20 protein-coding genes are annotated in these 22,084 nt (G+C 39.9%); 10 read left to right on the forward strand and 10 right to left on the reverse strand.

The genetic code is table 11. From position 1 onward, the window contains the following. Position 1: 1 nt before the first annotated feature. The 6 genes from asd to argC all read right to left on the reverse strand — a co-directional run bounded on the left by asd (position 2) and on the right by argC (position 6,041). Entirely contained in the window at positions 2-1,066 is a 1,065-nt protein-coding gene (asd, locus tag QW284_04765) for an aspartate-semialdehyde dehydrogenase (GenBank protein ID MEM0338980.1), read from the reverse strand. Beyond that, on the reverse strand, positions 1,063-2,202 hold the full coding sequence (locus tag QW284_04770; protein MEM0338981.1) for an aspartate kinase: 1,140 nt from the start codon (positions 2,200-2,202) through the stop codon (positions 1,063-1,065). Before QW284_04770 ends, asd begins: the two co-directional genes overlap by 4 nt. Next, complete coding sequence (locus QW284_04775; protein MEM0338982.1) at positions 2,199-3,233, reverse strand: homoserine dehydrogenase; 1,035 nt, start codon at positions 3,231-3,233, stop codon at positions 2,199-2,201. The genes QW284_04770 and QW284_04775 overlap by 4 nt, the downstream gene beginning before the upstream one ends. 502 nt (positions 3,234-3,735) lie before the next feature. After that, positions 3,736-4,155: an HTH-type transcriptional regulator LysM gene (gene lysM, locus QW284_04780; protein ID MEM0338983.1), complete on the reverse strand. Its 420-nt coding sequence runs from the start codon at positions 4,153-4,155 to the stop codon at positions 3,736-3,738. A gap of 5 nt (positions 4,156-4,160) precedes the next feature. Further along, positions 4,161-4,964, reverse strand: coding sequence for a [LysW]-aminoadipate/[LysW]-glutamate kinase (locus tag QW284_04785; protein MEM0338984.1), 804 nt, complete (start codon positions 4,962-4,964; stop codon positions 4,161-4,163). A 12-nt stretch (positions 4,965-4,976) separates the two neighbouring features. Next, positions 4,977-6,041, reverse strand: a complete 1,065-nt coding sequence (argC, locus tag QW284_04790; protein MEM0338985.1) for an N-acetyl-gamma-glutamyl-phosphate reductase — start codon at positions 6,039-6,041, stop codon at positions 4,977-4,979. 212 nt (positions 6,042-6,253) lie between these two features. Here argC and lysW/argW point away from each other — a divergent pair, with 212 nt between their 5' ends. Genes lysW/argW through QW284_04810 form a run of 4 tightly spaced genes read left to right on the forward strand, consistent with a single transcriptional unit; the run spans position 6,254 to position 9,552 of the window. Then, positions 6,254-6,424, forward strand: a complete 171-nt coding sequence (gene lysW/argW, locus QW284_04795; protein ID MEM0338986.1) for an alpha-aminoadipate/glutamate carrier protein LysW/ArgW — start codon at positions 6,254-6,256, stop codon at positions 6,422-6,424. Positions 6,425-6,429: 5 nt separating this feature from the next. After that, the gene (gene lysX, locus QW284_04800) at positions 6,430-7,302 is read left to right on the forward strand and encodes a lysine biosynthesis protein LysX (protein ID MEM0338987.1); all 873 of its coding nucleotides are present in this window, start codon (positions 6,430-6,432) and stop codon (positions 7,300-7,302) included. Between the two features lie 38 nt (positions 7,303-7,340). Then, a complete protein-coding gene (locus QW284_04805; protein ID MEM0338988.1) occupies positions 7,341-8,495 on the forward strand; it encodes an aspartate aminotransferase family protein in 1,155 nt (384 codons plus the stop codon). Continuing rightward, complete coding sequence (locus QW284_04810) at positions 8,464-9,552, forward strand: N-acetyl-lysine deacetylase (GenBank protein MEM0338989.1); 1,089 nt, start codon at positions 8,464-8,466, stop codon at positions 9,550-9,552. The genes QW284_04805 and QW284_04810 overlap by 32 nt, the downstream gene beginning before the upstream one ends. Here the strand turns inward: QW284_04810 and QW284_04815 are convergent. The 3 genes from QW284_04815 to QW284_04825 form a co-directional block, all read right to left on the reverse strand. Next, a complete protein-coding gene (locus tag QW284_04815) occupies positions 9,536-10,279 on the reverse strand; it encodes an ABC transporter ATP-binding protein (GenBank protein ID MEM0338990.1) in 744 nt (247 codons plus the stop codon). The two genes, QW284_04810 and QW284_04815, sit on opposite strands and share 17 nt — an antisense overlap. A gap of 6 nt (positions 10,280-10,285) precedes the next feature. Beyond that, entirely contained in the window at positions 10,286-11,056 is a 771-nt protein-coding gene (locus QW284_04820) for an ABC transporter ATP-binding protein (protein MEM0338991.1), read from the reverse strand. A 197-nt stretch (positions 11,057-11,253) separates the two neighbouring features. Beyond that, a complete protein-coding gene (locus QW284_04825; GenBank protein MEM0338992.1) occupies positions 11,254-12,183 on the reverse strand; it encodes a hypothetical protein in 930 nt (309 codons plus the stop codon). Positions 12,184-12,218: 35 nt separating this feature from the next. Between QW284_04825 and QW284_04830 the strand changes: the two genes are divergently transcribed. Both QW284_04830 and QW284_04835 read left to right on the forward strand, forming a co-directional pair. Continuing rightward, complete coding sequence (locus QW284_04830; protein MEM0338993.1) at positions 12,219-13,133, forward strand: branched-chain amino acid ABC transporter permease; 915 nt, start codon at positions 12,219-12,221, stop codon at positions 13,131-13,133. After that, positions 13,124-14,191 (forward strand): branched-chain amino acid ABC transporter permease, encoded by a 1,068-nt coding sequence (locus tag QW284_04835; protein ID MEM0338994.1) that lies wholly within the window; start codon positions 13,124-13,126, stop codon positions 14,189-14,191. Before QW284_04830 ends, QW284_04835 begins: the two co-directional genes overlap by 10 nt. 22 nt (positions 14,192-14,213) lie before the next feature. Here the strand turns inward: QW284_04835 and QW284_04840 are convergent, their stop codons facing one another. Further along, positions 14,214-14,903, reverse strand: a complete 690-nt coding sequence (locus QW284_04840; GenBank protein ID MEM0338995.1) for an ACT domain-containing protein — start codon at positions 14,901-14,903, stop codon at positions 14,214-14,216. A gap of 111 nt (positions 14,904-15,014) precedes the next feature. Here QW284_04840 and QW284_04845 point away from each other — a divergent pair, with 111 nt between their 5' ends. The 4 genes from QW284_04845 to carB are packed head-to-tail and all read left to right on the forward strand — an operon-like array spanning position 15,015 to position 22,065. Beyond that, complete coding sequence (locus tag QW284_04845) at positions 15,015-16,205, forward strand: argininosuccinate synthase (GenBank protein ID MEM0338996.1); 1,191 nt, start codon at positions 15,015-15,017, stop codon at positions 16,203-16,205. A 41-nt stretch (positions 16,206-16,246) separates the two neighbouring features. Beyond that, a complete protein-coding gene (locus tag QW284_04850) occupies positions 16,247-17,653 on the forward strand; it encodes a lyase family protein (GenBank protein ID MEM0338997.1) in 1,407 nt (468 codons plus the stop codon). A gap of 25 nt (positions 17,654-17,678) precedes the next feature. Then, positions 17,679-18,848: a glutamine-hydrolyzing carbamoyl-phosphate synthase small subunit gene (gene carA, locus QW284_04855; GenBank protein MEM0338998.1), complete on the forward strand. Its 1,170-nt coding sequence runs from the start codon at positions 17,679-17,681 to the stop codon at positions 18,846-18,848. Next, the gene (gene carB / locus QW284_04860) at positions 18,835-22,065 is read left to right on the forward strand and encodes a carbamoyl-phosphate synthase (glutamine-hydrolyzing) large subunit (protein ID MEM0338999.1); all 3,231 of its coding nucleotides are present in this window, start codon (positions 18,835-18,837) and stop codon (positions 22,063-22,065) included. Before carA ends, carB begins: the two co-directional genes overlap by 14 nt. Positions 22,066-22,084 lie beyond the last annotated feature (19 nt).

Consider the following 22,084-nt stretch of genomic DNA (forward strand, 5'->3'; position numbering starts at 1 on the left):
TTTATGCATATCCCTTCCTCACTAAAAGCTCTGCTATTAGAACACCGTTGCCTGCTGCTCCCCTAATCGTGTTGTGACCGACAGCAACATATTTTATCCCATTTAATACTCTATCCTCTCTTATTCTACCAACAACAACACTCATACCATTTCCCTCCATTCTATCCAGTCTTGGCTGTGGCCTATCAATTTCTTTTCGCACAACAATTGGTTTCGAAGGTGCTATTGGAAGATCTAGCCCACGAATCTTATTTCCCCTAAATTCTTCTAAAGCCTTTACCACTTCATCTACAGCTACTTTTCTATCCAATTCAACAAATACTGCCTCTGTATGACCATCTAGAACCATTACTCTGTGGCAACTAGCTGTAACCGCCACATCATTGTTAAACTCTATAGCGCCACCTTTTACGGATCCCAAAATCTTTTTGGATTCCTTTTCAACTTTCTCTTCTTCACCTTCTATATAAGGAATTAAATTATCTAAAATGAACATAGATGGTACTCCTGTCAAGCCAGCACCAGAGAGAGCTTGCATTGTTGATACCACAACTCTTCTAACACCAAAATCATCTAGTAATGGCTTGAGTGTTAGTGTGAGTATTGCTGTGGTGCAGTTTGGCACTTTTACTATTGCTCCGCTCCATCCCCTAATCCTTTTCTGACTTTCTATAACCTCAATGTGGTCAGCATTGACCTCTGGATTCAGAAGTGGAATATCCGGCTCAAGCCTCATCGAACTTGCATTAGATACCACGACAATTCCTTTTTTAGCTATTTGTGGTTCTAAATCCTTTGCAACATCAGCTGGAAGTGCTGTAAAAACAATGTCTATCTTCTCTTTGCTTAGCATCTCTATGTCGATAGAGTGCAATTGTAATTCGTATGATATCTTTGGCATAGGCTTTTCTAAGGCCCAATGAACAGAGTCCGCATATTTCTTACCTGCGCTTCTCTCTGAAGCCATTAAGAGCTCTAGGTCAAACCACGGATGCTCAGCTAGCAATTGAACAAATCTTTGCCCAACGATACCTGTAGCTCCTAAAACAGCTACTCTCCTTTTCATGATCCAACCCCCTCGAAAATACTTTTATGGAGCTCTCTTAAAATTTTTAGTTCCTCAGTTTTTTGCACATATACCAATATAGATGGTCTGTAATAGTATGACTGTATGCCAAGAATGTTAAAGTCTTTTTCATAGAGTATATCGATAATCATTTTCAAAAACTTTGTATTTCCAACACCTTCACCAATAATAGCTATATATGGTATATCACCAGACGTCTTACACATAGCCAACTTGGGTCCTGCTAGGTCCGCAGACAATTCTCGTTGAATTCTCGTTCCAAATGTTCTCCAACTTCCTATGAAAACCGTTGAACCATAAAACTTTTCAAGAGGTTCAAAGGCCTTTGGATTAATTCTTTTCGCTCCATGCAAAGCCGCCTCCATGGCCTCTCTATAACTCATTACCTTAACTATTCTAGCAGATGGTATAAGTGCTGGATCAGCAGTCATAATACCATCAACCTCTGTGACCAAGTAAACATCATCTATACCTAGAAGAGATGCAATTGCAGTTGCTGTATAATCTGACCCTCCTCTGCCTAGGGTGGTTATAACGCCATCTTCGGTAGCGCCTATAAAGCCCTCTATAACAGGGATTGCCGATGTTTCTAATATGGAGTTAATTATTTTCTCTAAATTGTTCGCAGTAGCAACATAATCTATAGATGCATCACCATGAATATTATTTGTCATTATAAGTTCCCTAGCATTTAGCTCCACTGCCCTAAGATTAGCATTCTCAAGCGCCTCTACCATAAGTATTTTGCTGATTCTCTCACCAAAAGAGATGATAAGGTCTTGTAAAGCAGCATCGAAACTCCCAGATATGGTATTAGCTACTCTTCGCAAATGTTCAAGCTCCTCATAAACACGTCTAGACAATTTGGGAGATGCAAATTCATTTGCGATAGACATATATTTTTCGACAACAGCCTCTAGATGCGTCTTAGAGCCTTTCGCAACCTCTATTAGAAGATCTGTAACCCCTTTAGCTGCACTAACAACAACTATGGGTAGTCTATCTCTTTCAACAAATATCTTTTTAATGTTTTCAGCTGCCTCTATGTATGACTTTCCATCCCTAAGTAGCGACCCACCGACTTTAACAACACATAAATTTCTTCTCTCTTTCATTTGTTAATCACCTTCTCTAACACTATTGATAATACATCGTCGAAAACAGAATGCGCTGTTTCAATCCTTCCCCCACCTCTACCAACAAAAAACAACTCCGTGGCATCTGTTTTCACCCTTACAGCATTTAGAACTCCACCAACTTGAGCTAAAATATTGTCTCGAGATAACCGCACAATTCTTACAGACGCCACTTTATTTTGCGTATCAAGCAATGCAATATACTTTATGACTTGCCCTTGTCTAACAGCATCCAATACATCTTTTAATGTAACCTTTGACAAGCTTTCCCTATACACACTATTCATGTCAACTGGCTTACCTATGATATGGGAGATTATACATAGCTTTGCAGCAGCATCAAATCCTTCAATATCTAATGTTGGATCTGCCTCAGCTACACCTATTGCTTGCGCCTTTTTGAGAGCCTGTTCAAAGTCTACTAGATTTTCATGCATTTCTGTTAATATGTAATTTGTTGTTGCATTGAGTATTCCCTCAACTCTTTCAATATCATGGCTCTTCATACTGCTTAACATTTCTAAGAAAGGTGTTCCACCCAAAACCGTTGCTCTAAACCTTACTGATAATCCTCTAGACCTAGCCTCGCTAATAATTTCGTTATAGTGAAGTACAAGGGGTGCTTTATTTGCTGTTACAACATGAACATTGTTTCTCAATGCAAACAATATGTTTGAATAGCCAGGTTCTCCAGTGAGATAATTTGAGGGGGTTAGCTCAACATGTATGTGCGGCTCTGTCTCCCTATAGATCTCTTCAATATCCACTCCCTGTCTGCCATAAGGAGAGAACATATGGAGACTAGATCTTGGTAGTTCACTCATTTTAAGTAGCTCATATTCATCAAACCCCTCTTTCTTTATTGCAACACCTTTCGAGTCACCAACGGCTACAATATTTATGTTGACTCCATATTTTTCGGCAATCACCTTCTTCTTTAAAGACACTGTTTTAACGAAGGCTCTTCCTACATTACCAAAACCCATAACAACAATATTTACATTCTTCATAGTCCCACCCCTACTAACCCCCTATTTTAAATATCAATAAAAGAAAGGAAGATGCGCCCCCAATTCGTAGATACAGTACCTTTCCTAAACATAATGAGTTTTTTACTAATGGTCTTAATGATGACACCCTGGCCCACCTCCGCACATCATTTTTTATTAACACTACTTTTTTGATTTTCTTAAACCACCAATTAAAAATACTATCAATGTATAAAGATATGTACCTACAATTTATTCTTCTAATGCAATAATCCACGAATCTTATGGATTTATTTGATGTTATCTGCTTTTTTATTAAGCCCCATTTTAAACGATGAGAGAATAAATGTGCCTTTTTATTTCTTCCCACGACCAGTCCTTTACTATTTAATTCGAAGCCCATTATTCCATGGGTTATTAACTTGTTTGGCGCATCATAACACCCTAGCATTCTTTTAAATGCCAAGCTTACCTTTTAGATCTGCTTGTACAAGTTTAAAAGCTTTATAGAAGCTGGGGTGGTCTAGATCCATGTACGCAATACTATCATAGTATATGTACTTATGACCCCTGGGATGGTGCGGATTTCGTCTATGAATTTGTTGATCATTTCTACACCTGAGGCTCTAATTATGGCAAGAATGTCGTATTCGCCTGTTAGTTCATATACGGCCTCGACTCCAGGTATCTTTAAAATATTTTTTGATACCTCAGGCACAGGGATTGGAGGCTGTGTCTTTACCAAAATAATTGCTTTAACCTCGTTTTCAAGCTCGTATTCTATAGTCATCTTCTTTATTATACCAGTTTTTACAAGTTTTGAAATTCTTTTTCTAACTGCTGATTCGCTTATCCCAAGTTCTTTTGCTAGCCTTGAATATGGGGTACGTGCATTTTCTTTAAGTAGTTTTAATAGTTTCAAATCCAAATCATCTAAAGGCATCGACGCTAACCCTTAATTATCGCTGTCCCTCCTCCATTCAATGCATTAATTATTGGATTTTCAACAACACCAGAAGCTATTATTGCTCTTCCAACCCCTTCATCTACAGCTTTGCCGGCTAACATAACCTTTCTATTCATTCCAGGACCTATTTTCCCAATAATTTTCTCTACAAGAGAGGATTTTATCTCCTTTACAACATTGTTGTCTATTATTACGCCCTCGACATCTGATAGAATGATCAAGTCCGTGGCCTTTAAAGCTGTTGCAAGAGCGTATGCGGCTTGATCCCCATCTACGTTTAGAAGTGTGCCCTCATTGTCTATAGCTATTGGTGCCACAACTACTGTAAATCCACTATCCAATAGGGTTTGCAAGAGCTTTGTCTCAGCTTTTATTATCCTCCCTGTATACCCTCCATCTATAACCCTTTTTCTGCCCCGTTCATCAACGATTATTATCCTTTTCTTTCTCTCCGCTATTAACGTTGGACCATCAGCTCCTGTTATACCTATTGCTGAAACGTTTAAAGCTTGTAATTTTGACACTATAGTCTTGTTTATTTTTCCTGCCATAACCATTACGTATACCTCGAGCTCCTTCTCATCCGTATACCTGCTTCTAATCCCCTCTGGAGATACCACAAACTTTGGCTCTATTCCAAGTCTCTTGCTGTACTCTGTAACTATGTCCCCACCTCCATGAACAAAAATAGCCTTTTCTTTCCTGCTTACCTCTGCCAGATCCTTGACAATCCCGTCTAAGTTTTTGCTAAGAGCTCTGCCACCAGCCTTGACGACTATTACCATTTAATGTATCACCTAAGCAGGCTTTGGTGGCACTATAAGCAATCCAGCTGTTTCTTCAAATCCCATGGCAATGTTGAATGCTTGTATTGCTTGGCCTGCTGCTCCCTTAACAAGGTTGTCTATTGCTGCAAATGATGTTATTCTACCAACCCTTCTCTCTACAGCAAATCCTATATCAGCATAGTTACTACCTATAACATACTTTGGATCTGGATACCCTGGTGGTACCCTATAGACTATCCTAATGAAGGGTTCATACTTATATGTTGCTACATAAACTTTCAATAGTTCCATATCATCCAAGCTCTGTGTGAGCCAAGCATGCGACGACGCTAATGCACCCCTTATACTTCCAACAGCATGTGGAACCATTGAAACAGTCACTTGCTTGTGGGCCACTAGCGATAGCTCTTGCTCAACCTCTGCAGTATGTCTATGCCCTTCTGCATCATATGGTCTTATGCATCCTTCTCTTTCTGGATGATGATCAGATATAGATGGTTTTGAGCCTGCCTCACTACTCCCAACTTTAACATCTATTATTATTCTATCCAAAGATATTAAATTATTTCTAATTAGTGGCAATAGAGACAATATCCCTGCTGTCGCATTGCATCCAGGAGAAGCTATAAGCCTTGCATTTCTAAGCTCATTTCTGTGAATCTCTGGCAAACCATAAACAGCTTTGCTAAGTAGATCCGGATAAGGATGTTCAAATCCATACCAAATCTTGTAGAGCTCAGGGTTCTTTAGTCTGAAGTCAGCACTTAAATCGATGACTGTAATTCCCATTTCCAATATCTTTGGTACATAGTTTAATGAGATTCCATGTGGAAGGGAAAGGAAAGCAACATCACAGTTTTTCGATATTAAGTCGAGGTTAAGTTCAACAAATTTTAGGTTTCTATAAATCCCCCGCAGATTAAAGTGTACATAGTGGACTAGTTTGCCTGCATATTCTCTTGATGTTGCCATAGTTACTTCTACGTTAGGGTGATATGCCAACAATCTTAATAGCTCTCCACCAGTATATCCTGATGCTCCTAGTACACATACTCTCTTTTTATTTGATGCCATTGCTTACCAACCTATATTGCATAATACAGGATCTGCTAATACAATTTTATCTTTGTATAGCAGTTTTTATACTGTTAAGATATGCTGTAGGTGCGAATCCCAAAATAAGCTTTTATATGACTCCGCACATAAATATTAACATATTGTATATATTCCCTGCAACTAATAAGCTGGGTTCCAGCAAAAATATTTGATAATAAGGTGTTTAAAACATGATAAAGGTAAAATGTCCAGTATGTGGCGGTGAGGTAGCGTTACCAGATGATGTTATGCCTGGTGAGGTTGTAGAGCACGACTGTGGGGTAGCTCTAGAGGTTGTCAAAGATGGGGAAACTGTAAAGGTGAAACCTTTAGAAGGTGTAGGTGAGGACTGGGGAGAGTAGCAAGGGTGGGGTTTATTGCCAGAGTTCTACTAGTTTATGAGGTTATTAGGTGGGAGGAAAAAGCCCTTCTCGATGCAGCTAAAGAAATTGATCTAGATGTAGAGCCTATACACCTATATAGTACAGCCATTCAAGTCGGATCCAACGGAGTAAAAGATGTCCTAAAAACAAGCGCTGAAATTGCATTGCAAAGAGCTATAAGCCACTCAATTGCACTGAACTCCACAATTGCTCTGGAATCTCTCGGAGTTAGAGTGATAAATAACTCCATGTCAATGTCCATTGCAATGAATAAACTGTGGACGCTGTCAATTCTCTCTAGATACGGGATAAAAACACCAAGAACTTTGGTTGCATTTAGTGATGAAGCATGCTCTAAATATGCTCAGTTACTGGGATACCCAATAGTTTTGAAGCCTATTGACGGTAGTTGGGGAAGATTAATAGCTATGGCAAGGGATGAGGAAGAGCTCAGGGCAATACTTGAGCACAGGAGCTACATACCCAACCCATCAATGAAGGTTCACATGCTACAAGAATTTGTTAATAAACCCAATAGGGATATAAGAATCTTTGTTGTTGGGGATGAGGTTCCCGTAGCTATTTATAGGGTGAGTAACCACTGGATAACAAATACTGCGAGAGGGGGTAAAGCAGAGCCTGCCAAGATAGACGATGAACTCAGAGAGCTTGTTTTGAAAGTAGCCAAACTCATTGGTGTAGAGATTGCTGGTATAGACGTTTTCGAGGATAGGGACAGAGGCTACATAGTCAATGAAATTAATGCTGTGCCAGAATTCAAGAATACTGTGGCCGCTACTGGCTATAAACTGCATTTGAAGATTATGGAATATGTTAAAAGCCAGTTAAAGAAGTAAAGCAATTATAGACTATGAAATGTTGTGGTGAAATCTAGTTGCTAAAATACCTTATGTTCTATGAGGACAGAGGTTTAGAAATAGCCTATGCAGAAGGTCAATACCTCTGGGATGTCAATGGCAATAGATATCTAGATATGCACACAGGACATGGCGTAGCATTTCTAGGGCATAGAAATCCACACATAATCAATGCATTGATCGAACAGCTAAACAAAATCCATACCCTCTCAACTTCCTTTAGAGTAAAGATAAGAGACGAAATGCTCGATGTTCTATCAAAGATTGTTCCAGAAAAATTTGAGTATGTCTATCTACTGAATAGTGGTAGCGAGATCGTGGACTTTTCGTTAAAAGCCGCTAGAAAGGCTACTGGAAGAAAAAAGATTGTTTATTTCACTAACTCGTTTCATGGAAGGACATTCGGTGCGTTGTCAGTTACATCAAATGCTAAGTATAGGAAAGGTGTAGAACCGCTACTTGCAGATGTTGTACAGGCTAAGTTTAATGATGTAGAGGGTCTAGAGAAGATTATAGATAATGAGACCGCCGCCGTAATTGTTGAGCTAATACAGGGGGAGGGTGGAATAAACATAGCATCAAAAGAATTTGCTAGGGAAGTTAGGAGAAGAACACTTGAAACAGGCTCTATTCTCATAGTAGATGAGATCCAGACTGGATTTGGCAGAACAGGCTCTACATGGACATTTGAACAATATAATATAGTACCCGACATCCTATTGGCAGGCAAGGCAATTGGCGGCGGATTTCCAGTTAGTGTAGCGTTTTTGCCATCTGATATTACCTCCAAACTAGAGTCGGGAACCCATGGATCAACATATGGAGGAAACCCACTAGCTTGCGCTGCTGTAAAGGCTGCAACAGAAGTGCTTATTCGAGATTCTATACCATTGAAGGCTGCTGAAAAAGGGTCTCAGCTGATTGATATGCTTAGAAAGAAACTGAGTGGATATAGAATTGTCAGAGAGGTTAGGGGTTCTGGTCTTATGATAGGTATTGATCTTAGAATAGAGCCTGCGAAGATTATAAAATGTTTGCAAAACAGTGGATTACTTGCCTTAAAAGCAGGTGTAACAGTGTTAAGGCTGTTGCCACCATATGTAATAAACGAGGATGATATTGTATATGCGGTGAACTCTATTGGCAGATGCATTGAAGAAGCTAGTAGCTGATATGCTTCTAGACATTGTCAAGGCTTATAGCCCTACAGGTTCTGAGGAAAGGGCTACAAAGATACTGTATGAATATGCTAGAAGCCTTGGATTTGACAACATTAATATAGACAGTGTTGGCAATCTAATTGCGGAAATAGGATATGGAAAAAAGAGCATTGCTCTAGTGGGACATATAGATACTGTACCTGGGGAGATCCCGGTAGAGTTCAATGGACATAGCGTTAGAGGTAGAGGGGCTGTTGATGCTAAGGGCCCGCTCGTTGCAATGTTTGTAGGAGCCTCTCTAGCAAAAAAGGTCATAAACTTGGATAAGTATAGAGTTGCTGCAGTAGCGGTTGTTGGCGAGGAAGGGGATAGCAGAGGCGCTAAGGAACTTATAAAAAACAATTTTAAAGCTGATGGAATAGTAATTGGAGAGCCCAGTAACAACTCTATTGTATTAGGATATAGAGGAAGTATGAAAATAGAGATAGTATGTGAATCAAAGCCTTGGCATACCTCATCACCTTCTCAAGAGCCTTCGGCATGTGACAAGATTGTCGATATATGGACAAAGATTAGAAATGGTTACAGCTCATTTAATGCACAGTCAAACTCTGCTGTGGTACTGTACATAGGCTGCGGAAAGAGAGAAAGATACAATGTTTATCCAACGCAAGGCGATCTTCTGTTGGACATCAGAGTCTCTGTAGACGGTAGCATAGATGCTGTCGAAAGAGATATAGCCGGCATAGTTAGAAACTATAGCAAATGCAGCTATAGAGTCATAGATTTCACATTGCCAATCAAAGTCTCTGTAAACAACACAATTGTAAGATCTTTGACAAGAGCATTGATAAGATCGGGTATCAAACCAAGATTTGTTTACAAACTTGGGACAAGCGACATGAATATACTCTATGTTTGTACATACAATAACAACATTGTTGCGTATGGACCCGGCAGATCAGAGCTTTCGCATACAGATGAAGAAGAGATAAGCATAGATGAGGTCGTTCAAGGCGCTGAAACTTATATGAAGACAGTTGAGGAATTCTTTAAGATAATTGGCTAGAACCTTCTCCAAAACTTTTTTGAACTCCTAAATAGATCTCGAGAAGTTCTTTCTTACTTAGAAGTTCCTGGGGCTCACCAGCAAATCTTATCTCCCCGCTAGCGAGTAGATAGACCCTATCCGCTATCTCTAATGCTCTGTGTGCATATTGTTCAACAAGTAGAATGGTTATACCCATTTTCTTTAGCTCGACAACCTTCTCCAAAACTCTCTTAACCATTATCGGTGCCAAGTCTGTTGTTATCTCATCTAATAGAAGAAGTCTTGGCTTCTTCATTAACGCTAGCGCTATGGCTAGCATCCTCCTCTCGCCACCACTCAGTGTACCAGCTCTTCTGTCCAGCAACTCCTTTAGTTTTGGAAAGATTTCCAAAACCTCGTTAACTTTCTTAACAAACTCTGTTTTGGATAAGCCAGTTGAAGCCAATCTTAAATTCTCATACACTGTCAAACTGGAGAATACATTATTTGATTGCGGAACATAACCTATTCCAAGCGCCGAGATCTGATGCGGCTTTAAGCCAACAATGTTACGCTTATCGAATATAACCTCACCACTGTATACATCAGCCAAACCATATATGCTATTGAGAAGAGTTGTTTTGCCGGCACCATTAGGGCCTATAATAGCTGTTATGGATCCTTCTACAACTTCCACATTCACATTAAATAAAACTCTTATCTTTCCATAACCAGAGTACAGATTTTTAACATATAATAGCGACAATCATGATTACCCTAGATAGATTTCTGCCACCTTTGGATTCTTCAAAATCTCAGATGGGGCTCCATTAGCAACTATTCTTCCTCTATCCATAACATATACTTTATCTGCATACTTTAATGCAATATCTATTCTATGCTCTATGACAATAAACGAAACATCTAAAGCACTCCTAATCTTGCTCAGTCCCTCGAAGATCCTTGAGGCATAGCCAGGGTCTGTGCCTCCAATTGGCTCATCGAGTGCTAAAAGCTTTGCCCCAGATGCAAGAGCTCTTGCAACCTCAAGCATTTTCAGCTGTCCCGCCCCCAGCTTATAGGCCTCCCAATCCCAGAAGGAGTCAAGTCCAACTAGGTCTAGTATTTTAAACGCTTTCTCTATATTTTCTTTCTCTTCTCTGATCCAGCTCCTCTTAAATAAAGCCCTTATAGGATTCTCGCCTCTGCTCTTCATTGCCACAAGAACATTGTCCAAAACTGTTAGGCTTCTGAAAGGCTGGGGTATCTGAAATGTTCTTGCAAATCCAATGCTATAAACTTTGTAAGGAGGCCACCCTGTGATGTCTATCGAATCGAATACAACCTTTCCATGATCTGGTTTCAAAACACCTGTACAAACATTTATAAACGTTGTTTTGCCGGCACCATTAGGGCCTATCAACAATGTGATGCTATTTCTCTTCACATCAATTGACACGGAATCTAATGCAACAACACCACCAAATCTCTTTGTGAGGTTTCTTGTCAACAATATTGTTCCATTCAGGCTGGTCTGAGCCATGACATTTACACCTGCTATATATGTGCAATTACACAATATTACACAACAACACTCTCTGTATTGTTAAGTTATTGTTTTTAAGAATTTTATGCATGTTTTATACACAACTATACACATTAATTAAATCTAAAGCATTTATAAAAAATTATTATATAAAATAAAAATTGTCTATTCTATATACTAGTCTATTTTAGGTTCTAGCTATATAGTATTAATTGACCATTTATAAATCCTCCAATGTCTTTCCATTTGTATGTATCTCCCTCTTTAACTATGGCTCCAATGCTATAATCTGTTGTCGCTCTATCACCATTTTCATCGAGCTCGAAGTGACCTGACGCTCCGATGAATGTTTTTAGCACTAGTGGAATGGCATTCTTGATTGCCTCTCCATCATATTTACCGACATGGTCTATAGCTAGTGCAACAGCCCATACAGCATCATATGTGAAGTAAGCATATGCTATAGGTTCCTGACCCAATTTCTGGATAAGTCTTTGTCTAACCGAATCCCTCAAAGGTGATTGGCCGGGAGCCGCCATCGTGTTCCAGAAACCTACCTTTACTGCAAAATCTGCCAGCTCTCTATTCTCAACTAGCTTGGCTGTGCCATAGGTTCCGTCCGAACCCTGCCACTTAACCTCGGATAATATGGGGTAGTTCAGAGCTTCTGTAAATATGTTTGCTATTTCCTCAAATGATACTGCCAACACCCCAACCTTGTCCTTGCCATATTTATTCACATAGCTTGTGACAATGTCATTTAGTTTTGCAACTTCTGTGGAAAATTCTTGTGCCTTGGGATCATATCTTACACCATCTGCAAAACCGCAGTTTCCGCCGCCGACAGTATTGCATATTTTCATGAACTCCGTCTTTGCGTAGTTAACTAATCCGTCACCCCATGTGTCCCCTCTCCAGATAGGCACTACATATCTTATTCCTCTTTCCCATAGTATATGTGCTATTGCAATCCCTTGGTACTTGTCAGGAGGTACAAACCTATATATGTAGTCATTGGGTATAGCAAGCTCCATTGATGTTGAGCTCTGAGAAATTATCAATATCTTGTTTGAATCTGCAAAACTCTTTATGTTCTTGACCTCGCTACTAGCCATAGGCCCCACAACGACTCGACAATAAAACTAATGGTGTGAGATGAATGCTGACAATAGTTTTTACATCGATAGCATATGCATCTATACTAGCCCTCGGCTGTGCTGCAATAACCTTGTGGTACGCATCTACACGCGTATTTAACTTTGCCCACGCCTCTCTAGTCAGCTGGGGGTTCTACATAACCTACATATTTTACAAATTGTTTGGCCTATCGCCGTATCTATTCATGCCCATAGCCACAATAGCGACCGGTTTGATCGGTATTGCCATATATGTGTCTGTAATAAGGAGGCTAATACGTGCCAAGGCATCCGAAATAACGTTGATGATGGTCACTTTAGGTGTTGATTTCATATTGTTTGCTTTTCTAAATATGGTCATAGACTATTTTGCAAATGTATACAAATGGGATATAAAGAATGTTAATATCGTTTTAACGGATCCTACAATACTCACCGTAGCTAACACACCTATAAAAGGAGTCCATATAGTGGCACCATTAACAGCTCTTCTCTTTCTAGCCTCCATTCACATGTTTTTGAATAAAACAAATATCGGAATAGCAATGAGAGCATCTATAGAGAACCCTGAGCTCGCATCAATCCTAGGTATAGATATCGATAAAGTATATACGCTAGCTTGGATGATAGGAGGAGCGCTAGCAGGCCTTTCAGGAGGGTTGCTGACCATGGTAATGCAAGGAACAAGCTCCATAGGCTCTGATCTAATTGTACTCTATTTTGCTGGGTCAATAGTTGGAGGTTTGCAAAGCATACTTGGCGGATTATTTGGAGGTCTTTTAGTCGGTTTGAGTGAGAGGCTCATCCCATACTATCTGTCATCCATTTTTCCATGGATCTACTCCTATAGATTTGCTATACCCCTAGTGATGCTTGTAGCCACACTGCTTTTGTATCCAAAAGGTCTCGCAGGACTGGTGGAGAGGAGATGGCGCTAGAGACAGGATTGCAATATATACTCTTGAATATAGCGCTAAACTTTGGCATATACCTCATATTGACGCTTAGTTTGAATATAGAGGTTGGGTTTACGGGGATCCCAGAATTTGGTAGGCTAACAGCGGCTTTAGTAGGCTCTATAGCTGTTGGCGCTATAATTGGAAGAGTTGCTGCTGCCTTGGCCGGCCTCCCCACAGGAAACGAATTCATAAGCTACAATGCCCCTATAATAACACAGGTAAATGCTTATTTATCTTCCCATGCAATTATTTCGATAGCCCTTCTAATACTATCAATATTGACAGCCGCCTTGCTAGGTGCTTTAATAGGTTTGCTCACAGCATTGCCGGCAATAAGACTGAAAGAATCTTATTTGGGTATAACACTACTATCTTTTGGCGAAATCCTTAGAACGATAATGTATAACTATCCAGATGTGATTGGGGGTACATTAGGCATAGCCGCTCCGTCATTCTTTGGCTTTACAGGATCCTATGAAAATATCATCTCATTGTCATTCATATTTTTGATGGCCTTGTTCTGCTATTTCATTGCTGAGAGGATAAGCAGATCGCCGTTGGGAAGGGTTATGAAGGCTGTTAGAGATTCTGAACTCGCTTCGCAGGTTTATGGAAGAGATATAATGATTGTTAGAGTATATGCAATTATGATAGGTTCGGCTATGGCGGCATTGGCCGGCGCTCTATACTCAATATATACAAAAAGTGTTAGAGCAGATGTGTTTACAAGATACAGCTGGACGTTCTTGCCGTGGGCATATATGATGCTTGGCGGGGTTGGAAACAATCTTGGTGTCGCCCTAGGAGTCTTAATACTGTCTAGTGCTAGGAGCATCATATCTGTATACAAATACGAGATTTCACAAGTAATCCCAGTTGACCCTGTCTGGCTAGAGTATATACTGATCGGCATGGTAATAATATTGCTGACACTGTTCAGACCCCAAGGTCTATTGCCAGAAAAGCCAGTAGCAACAATATCCAAAAAAGAACTTGAAAAGATTAGAAAAGGAGTTTTGCAACCTGCAAAGCAATAGCATGTACTAGCCTTACCCCTTGCTAAGAATGTTTAGACTCTTTATTCAACCTCTTTCTAGCACTATCTATATGCCTCATTATAACTGTAAATGCCTTTTCTAGTTCCTCTCTAGCGATAATAATTATTGTGTCTGTGTAGCAAGACTCTATATGTGTGATGTTCACATTGTTTTGAGCCAAAACATTTGCGATGTAAGCTAAGACACCTGGCGTACTCATAATCTCAACAGGACTTACAATAACTATTGCCGCCTGGTTTCTCTGGATATCAACTATATCCTCGCTTTTCAACATAGGTAGATACTCGTTGGCGGTCTCGTTGTCGAGTACAATGGTTATTGTTTTAACACTTTGCATTATAGCTACAAACCTTGCCTTGGTCATAACCTTGCTGAAAAGGCTTGCTACATAGCTAAGGGCATGCAACTTCAATGTTATGATAACTATATCTGTTCTTATCTCGATAGAGGACTTTGCTAAAACCTCTAACACATCTCTTCTAATTTGAGTCTCTCTACCAATTTTATTTGAATATCTTATCAGCGCCATTTTTATCGAGTCTGTAGAAACCTCTTTTCCAAGCAATTGCGATACCAGTGGCTGTATATTCTTCGCCAATTTGCTATAATTAATAAAGCCTCTTGCCATACACTGCTGAATTATAGGATCACTTGAAACTACATCTGCAACAACATCTGAAATTGATGGCATGTGTTCTACCCAGAACAATTATTAGTACATTTAGTTATAAATGTTTCGCCAACTGGAAAAATGTGTTCCAACAAGTTCTCTTCTATTTGATCGCTGTAGGTGCCCAACAAAATGAAGGTAGTGCTAGCCTACTCAGGTGGATTAGATACCTCAACAATCCTTGTGCTATTGAGAAAAAAATACAATGCTGATGTAGTTACAGTAACTGTTGATGTTGGTCAAGAGGATGATATGAAAGGTGTAGAGGAGAGAGCATATGAGCTTGGGGCAATCAAACACTATACGATAGATGCTAAGAAAGAATTTGTAGAGGAGTATGTATTCAATGCGATTAAGGCTAATGCTCTCTACGAGGGTAAATACCCACTTGGAACAGCATTAGCAAGACCATTAATAGCGAAGAAAATTGCAGAGATAGCTATAGAAGAAAACGCTGATGCTGTTGCCCATGGATGTACAGGCAAGGGCAATGACCAGGTCAGATTTGATATCACATTGAAGGCTTTTCTAAAGCCGAATATAAAGATAATGGCTCCTGTAAGAGAATTGAAGCTTACGAGAAGCATGAACATAAAAATTTTGAATGAATATGGCTACAGCGTATCCGAGACACATAAAAAGTATAGTGTAGATGAGAACCTCTGGTCAAGGAGTATAGAGGGGGGAGAACTAGATAACCCATACCAAGAGCCGCCCGAAGATGCATTTGCGTGGACGGTACCCCCTGAAAAGGCACCTGACAAGCCAGCATATATAACAATAGAGTTTGATGAGGGAATCCCAGTAAAGGTAGATGGAGAGAAAATGAATCCTGTTGATATGATAAAATATCTAAACAAGCTACTTGGCTCACATGGATTTGGAAGAATAGATTTAATAGAGAGTAGAGTTGTTGGTTTAAAGAGCAGAGAAGTGTATGAGGCGCCAGCAGCACTAGCATTGATAGAGAGCCACCAAGACTTAGAGAGAATGGTTCTAACACCAAAGGAGCTGAGATTCAAGAGACTTGTCGACGAAATGTGGAGTGACCTTGTATACCAAGGCCTTTGGATAGATCCCATGAAAAAACATCTAGATTCTGTCATAAATTCGATGAATAAATACGTTAGTGGAACCGTCAGACTAAAGGTATTTAAAGGCAACCTCGCAGTAGTCGGCAGAGATAGCCCATTCTCTCTATACTCAAGAGAGGTCATAGACTATAACACTGGATGGTATCCAACAGATGAGGAAGCGAGAGGGTTCATAACAATTCATGGACTATACGCATTAACTGCTCTCAAGGTTAGAAACTCTAAATGAAAACCATCTACTTCATCGCATTTTAATAAGGTTTTGATGACATGACTCTTCGATACAGAATTTTCATTGGCCAAACCAAAGACTTTATTGAGAAGTATTTTTCTAGTTTAGAAAATGACAGAAAAATCGTTAAATATATAATCATGGTCATGTTAGCCCATGTAAAAACGCTAATGAGGCAAGGTATAATCCCTACGAGCCATGGCGAAGAGATTGTTAGAATATTAAAGGACTTGGCAAAATCTGATGGAGAACAGTTATACAAATGGATTGAACAGTCAAAAGCTTCGTATGAAGATGCCTTTGAGGCTCTTGAAGCATATCTCTACGAATTTGCGGAGGCTGACGCCGGTTACATAGCTATTGGTAGAAGCCGAAACGACCATATTGCAACTGTTCTAAGAATGTATTTGAGAGATTCCATAATTGAGATCCTCAATATGCTTTTAGATGTTAGAGAGTCTCTACTACGTAAAGCGACGGAGCTAAGAAATGTTATAATACCTTTCTTTACCCATGGACAGGTCGCGCAGTGTGGTTCGGCCTCCACATACTTCATATCTTATGAACATACCCTTGCCAATATCTGGAAACTTCTTTACCAAGGTCTAGATCTGTTGAGAGAAAACCCACTTGGCTCTGGCGCTGCCAGTGGGAGTGTCATAAACCTAGATAGGGAAAGTGTTGGAGCTATGCTTTGTCTCGATTCTTCCCCGATTCCGCCATATTATTCAACTGGTTCAAGGCTTTTTATACTCCATTATCTAAACACACTATCGCTTCTAATGCTTGAGTTAAGTAGGTTAGCAGAGGATATGATATTTCTAAATAGTCTTATATCAAATGCGTTGAAGGTTCCAGTTGAACATATTGCAACTAGTAGCATTATGCCCCACAAAAGAAATCTCGTTACAATGGAAATTGTGAGAGCTAACGCAGCAAAAGTTTGTGGTCTGGCATTTGGAGCGCAGTCGATATATAAGGGTCTTCCCTATGGCTATAACCTAGACTTTCAAGAAATAAATAATGTGGTGATGCAGTCTATCGACATTGTTCAAAAAACATTGAATATTATCAAAGATTTTATAAATGGTTTATCCATCGATGAAAACCTTGTTCAAAAGTTTATCGAGGACAAACCCTGTTGGAGCAGTGATCTAGTTGAATACGTTGCCCTAGCCAGCGGGAGACCGGCACGAGAGGTTTATTTGAATCTCGCTAAATTGTTTAAAGATTGTGGATCAATAGATTCTGTATGCATATCAAAAGTTCTATCACATTTCAACTTAACGTTCGAAAATATTTGGAACATGATTAAGAATAAACCTGTGGAAATAAACATAAAGAAAATGCTTGAAGATGCTTGGACAAGACTTGAAAGAGACAGAAGTAACATTAAGAATGTTTCACTAGCAATTGAGAAGTGTACCTCAATACTTTTAAGCTAATTTTGAAAAATGTAGGTGAGGGTTATTGCGGATTAAGACAATTAAGCATCTGAAATGCGATACAGGACTACGTAGCCGTTTGCTACTTGAAAATGGTGATGCTGTAGAAGGATGTGGCTTTGGCGCTGAAGGAACTAGAGTAGGAGAGGTCGTATTTTCAACAAGCATGACAGGTTATGTAGAGGCTTTGACCGATCCTAGCTATGCTGGGCAAATCCTTCTGTGGACACATCCAATGGTTGGATGCTATGGAGTTCCAACAAAAGCGCATAGCTACTGTGGTGTTCCGCTAAACTATGAATCTGATAGAATACAGGTTGAGGGGTTCATAGTCTCTGAATTGCCTCCGCCAAACCACTATCTAAGCATATACGATTTACATACATGGCTTTTGAAGAGCGATGTCCCTGGCATGTACAAAGTTGATACAAGAGCCTTGGTTAAGGAGATTAGAGAACAGGGTGTTATGATGGGTGTTATAGCAACTTTCCCAGAGAGCGAAGAGGTTTCGTGGGAGGAACTAGAAAAGAAACTGAAAACGGCTGAGAGATACGACACCAAGAACTTTGCCTATGTTGTCTCACCCAAAACAGTAATTGAGTATGAGCCTCTGACTAAACCTGTGGCAAAGATAGCTGTTCTTGACTGTGGCTTAAAATATGGCATTTTGAGATGGCTGCTAAGATATGGCTTCAAGGTTGTTAGGTATCCATGCTGGTCCAAGGCAGACGAATTACTTGACAATGCTGATGGAATTGTTGTCAGTAATGGCCCTGGAAACCCAGCTATTCTAGTTGATCAGATCAGAACTGTTAGAGAAATTGTTGAATCTGGTAAGCCAGTTCTTGGAATATGCCTTGGCCTTCAGCTCATATCCTTATCACTCGGAGCTAAGATATATAAGCTTAGATATGGTCATAGAGGACCGAACAAAGGCGTTGTTGACGTACTAACTGGCAAAAGCTACATAACTACACAGAACCATGGTTATGCAGTTGACGAGAAGAGCTTAGAAGAGTCAGATTTGATCCTATGGTTCAAGAATATAGATGACAAGTCAGTTGAAGGAGTCATACACAAGAAGTTGCCTGTAATTGCAACACAGTTTCATCCAGAGGGTGGCCCAGGGCCCCATGACACTACATGGGTTTTTGAAAAATTCAAAAAGATGGTGTTGAATCATGGAGGCGGCTAAGAAGGTTCTTGTGATAGGCTCTGGCGCTATCAAGATTGCCGAGGCCGCGGAATTCGATTATAGTGGTAATCAAGCTTTAAAGGCATTGAAAGAGGAGGGTATAGAGACCATCCTGATCAACCCAAATATAGCAACAATCCAGACAAGCTATAAGTTTGCTGACAAGGTTTATCTGCTCCCCCTAAAACCAGAGTATGTTGCAAAGGTTATAGAGATTGAAAGACCCGATGGAATTCTCATAGGTTTTGGAGGCCAGAGAGCTCTGAGCATTGGCGTAAAACTGCATGATGATGGAGTTCTCGAGAAATATGGCGTGAAGGTTTTGGGAACACCGATAGAGGGTGTTAGAAGAGCTTTATCTAGATCATTATTTAGAGAAACCATGCTTAGACACGGCATACCTATTCCACCAAGCAAAGCTGCAACATCCATAGAGGAGGCTACTAAAATAGCAGAAGAGATGGGATACCCAGTCATGGTTAGGGTTAGTTTCAATCTTGGGGGAGCTGGGAGTTTTGTTGCCTGGAGAAAAGAAGAGCTTGTGAAGAAGCTCAGAGCTGCTTTTGCACAATCAGAAATTGGTGAAGTGCTTATTGAAAAGTATCTCCATCATTGGAAAGAAATCGAGTTCGAGGTTGTTAGAGACGCTTATGACAATGTAGCTGCTGTGGCATGTCTAGAGAATCTCGATCCAATGGGTGTACACACAGGAGAGTCAATTGTTATAGCGCCTTGTCAAACACTTACAGATTTTGAGTATCAGCTATCTAGAAACCTATCTATAGCCACTGAAAGAGCTATTATGCTTGTGGGCGAGGGGAATGTCCAGGTCGCTCTAAACCCTTGGAATAGTGAAGAAGCCTATGTTATAGAAACCAATCCGAGAATGTCGAGAAGCAGTGCCCTAGCCAGCAAGGCTACTGGGTATCCACTAGCATATATAGCTGCGAAACTTGCGCTTGGATATAAACTATACGAGGTCCTGAACAAGGTTACAGGCAAGACTTCAGCATGTTTTGAGCCAAGCCTAGACTATGTTGTGATAAAGATTCCTAGATGGGATTTGGACAAGTTCCCATATGTTGAAAGATCGCTTGGAACAGAAATGAAGAGCATTGGAGAGGTTATGGCAATTGGAAGAACGTTTCTAGAGGCAATACAGAAAGCTTTGAGAATGCTCGACATTGGCGAGCCCGGCCTTGTTGGTGGAAGGATATATGAGGATGATACCATATCACTTAGCTATGTATTAGAGAGGATTAGAAGGAGGGAGCCGTATTGGCCAATATGGATTGCAAAGGCATTTAAACATGGCGTTGATGTTGATACAATATATGAGCTGACTGGGATAGACAAACACTTCTTGAAGCAGATAAAAATTGTTGTAGAGTTTTACGAGAATTTGAAGAAACTTAGAAGTTTGTCTAACATCGATGAAAAAACTCTTGCAAGTATAATAGCAGAGGGTAAGAGGCTTGGCTTCAGTGACGAACAACTTGCAAAAGCATTGAATATGGATCCAGATGAGATTAGAAGACTTAGAAAGAGACTTGGTATAGAGCCTGTTGTGAAGCAGATAGACACTCTTGCTGCTGAGTGGCCTGCACAAACCAATTATCTGTATGTAACGTATAATGGATGGGAGCATGACATCTCATTTGACAGTTCAAAACCTAAGATAATGGTTCTCGGCGCTGGAGGATTCAGGATAGGTGTTAGTGTCGAGTTTGATTGGAGCATCGTATCTTACGCTGACGAGGCCAGAAAGCTTGGCTATGAGGTTATAGTGGTTAACTACAATCCGGAGACCGTTTCAACAGACTGGGATATGAATGAAAAGCTATACTTCGATGAAATAACTGTTGAAAGGGTTATGGATATATATGATGTTGAAAAGCCAAAGGGTATTGTAGCATTTCTAGGAGGGCAAATATCTAATAACATTGCATGGGAGTTAGAGAAAAGAGGTTTGCCACTACTTGGCACAGCTGGCTACAGTGTTCATAGAGCTGAAAACAGAGCCTTGTTTAGCAAGCTACTTGATGAATTAAACATTAAGCAACCTCCATGGATAGAGGCATCAAATGTTAATGAAGTCGTCAAGTTTGCTGAAGATGTTGGCTATCCAGTCCTTATAAGACCAAGCTACGTGTTAAGTGGATCTGCAATGAATATTGCATGGAATAGAAAAGAGCTTATAGACTATATAACAAGAGCTGCAAAGATATCGCCGAAATACCCTGTTGTTGTATCAAAGTTTATAGACAGTGCAATAGAATTTGAGATTGATGCTGTTGGAGATGGAAAGACAGCTATAGGAACTGTCATAGAACATGTAGAATATGCTGGTGTTCATAGTGGCGACGCCACAATGTCTATACCTTATAGAACGCTCCCTGAGAACGTTGTTGTAGAGGCTTGTAGAATTGCTATGAGATTAAACGAGGTTCTAAATATTAAAGGTCCATACAATTTACAGATGCTCTATAAAGATGGAAATATATATGTAATCGAATTGAACTTGAGAGCAAGCAGATCAATGCCATTCACAAGCAAGGTCACAGGATATAACCTCATGAGAGCCGCTGTCGAGGCGTCGCTACTAGGCAGAATAGAGTCTACTATATATGAAAATAAGTTCAATTTGCTAGTGCCTAAATGGTTTGGAGTTAAATCTCCTCAATTCTCGTGGGCGAGGCTAAGAGGTGCATACCCATTTCTGGGGCCTGAGATGAGAAGCGTTGGCGAAGTTGCTACAATTTCTAGAAACTTTGAAAACGCGCTTATATTGAGTTGGCTTAGCGTATCTGGAAACAAGTTGCCTTCAAAAGGCAATATGGTTTTGATATATAATCCACTTCAAAAACAGTTTAAGGAACTTGAAGACACAGCTAAAATCTTTAGCGATATGGGATACAAAACCATTACGATAGAGACTATGCCTGTTAAAAACGCTGACACAACTCCAGAGCCCACAGTCATCGAATATATGATAAACAATAGAATTGACTTGGTAATAACAACTGGCTATGCACCAGAAAAAGACTATAGGATTAGAAGATATGCAACAGATCTAGTCATACCAATCATACTAGACCATAGACTCGGACTAGAATTTGCCAAAAGTCTATCAAAGTTCTCTATAGACACCAACGACATAAAAGATATGAAGATGTTCTGGAGTAGCATAGAAGACATAACAGTGCCTATCTCGTAAAATAACAAATTTATTGGAG

This window comes from Ignisphaera sp. (genome assembly GCA_038735125.1).
In the GTDB taxonomy this organism is placed as follows: Archaea; Thermoproteota; Thermoprotei_A; order Sulfolobales; family Ignisphaeraceae; genus Ignisphaera.

Coding starts and splice junctions, on each gene's coding strand:
- QW284_04770 (MEM0338981.1), bottom strand. CDS start 2,202: ATGAAAGAGAGAAGAAATTTATGTGTTGTTAAAGTCGGTGGGTCGCTA.
- QW284_04820 (MEM0338991.1), bottom strand. CDS start 11,056: ATGGCTCAGACCAGCCTGAATGGAACAATATTGTTGACAAGAAACCTC.
- QW284_04850 (MEM0338997.1), top strand. CDS start 16,247: ATGACTCTTCGATACAGAATTTTCATTGGCCAAACCAAAGACTTTATT.
- carB (MEM0338999.1), top strand. CDS start 18,835: ATGGAGGCGGCTAAGAAGGTTCTTGTGATAGGCTCTGGCGCTATCAAG.
- lysW/argW (MEM0338986.1), top strand. CDS start 6,254: ATGATAAAGGTAAAATGTCCAGTATGTGGCGGTGAGGTAGCGTTACCA.
- QW284_04845 (MEM0338996.1), top strand. CDS start 15,015: ATGAAGGTAGTGCTAGCCTACTCAGGTGGATTAGATACCTCAACAATC.
- asd (MEM0338980.1), bottom strand. CDS start 1,066: ATGAAAAGGAGAGTAGCTGTTTTAGGAGCTACAGGTATCGTTGGGCAA.
- QW284_04785 (MEM0338984.1), bottom strand. CDS start 4,964: ATGGTAATAGTCGTCAAGGCTGGTGGCAGAGCTCTTAGCAAAAACTTA.
- argC (MEM0338985.1), bottom strand. CDS start 6,041: ATGGCATCAAATAAAAAGAGAGTATGTGTACTAGGAGCATCAGGATAT.
- QW284_04830 (MEM0338993.1), top strand. CDS start 12,219: ATGCTGACAATAGTTTTTACATCGATAGCATATGCATCTATACTAGCC.
- QW284_04835 (MEM0338994.1), top strand. CDS start 13,124: ATGGCGCTAGAGACAGGATTGCAATATATACTCTTGAATATAGCGCTA.
- lysM (MEM0338983.1), bottom strand. CDS start 4,155: ATGCCTTTAGATGATTTGGATTTGAAACTATTAAAACTACTTAAAGAA.
- QW284_04840 (MEM0338995.1), bottom strand. CDS start 14,903: ATGCCATCAATTTCAGATGTTGTTGCAGATGTAGTTTCAAGTGATCCT.
- QW284_04775 (MEM0338982.1), bottom strand. CDS start 3,233: ATGAAGAATGTAAATATTGTTGTTATGGGTTTTGGTAATGTAGGAAGA.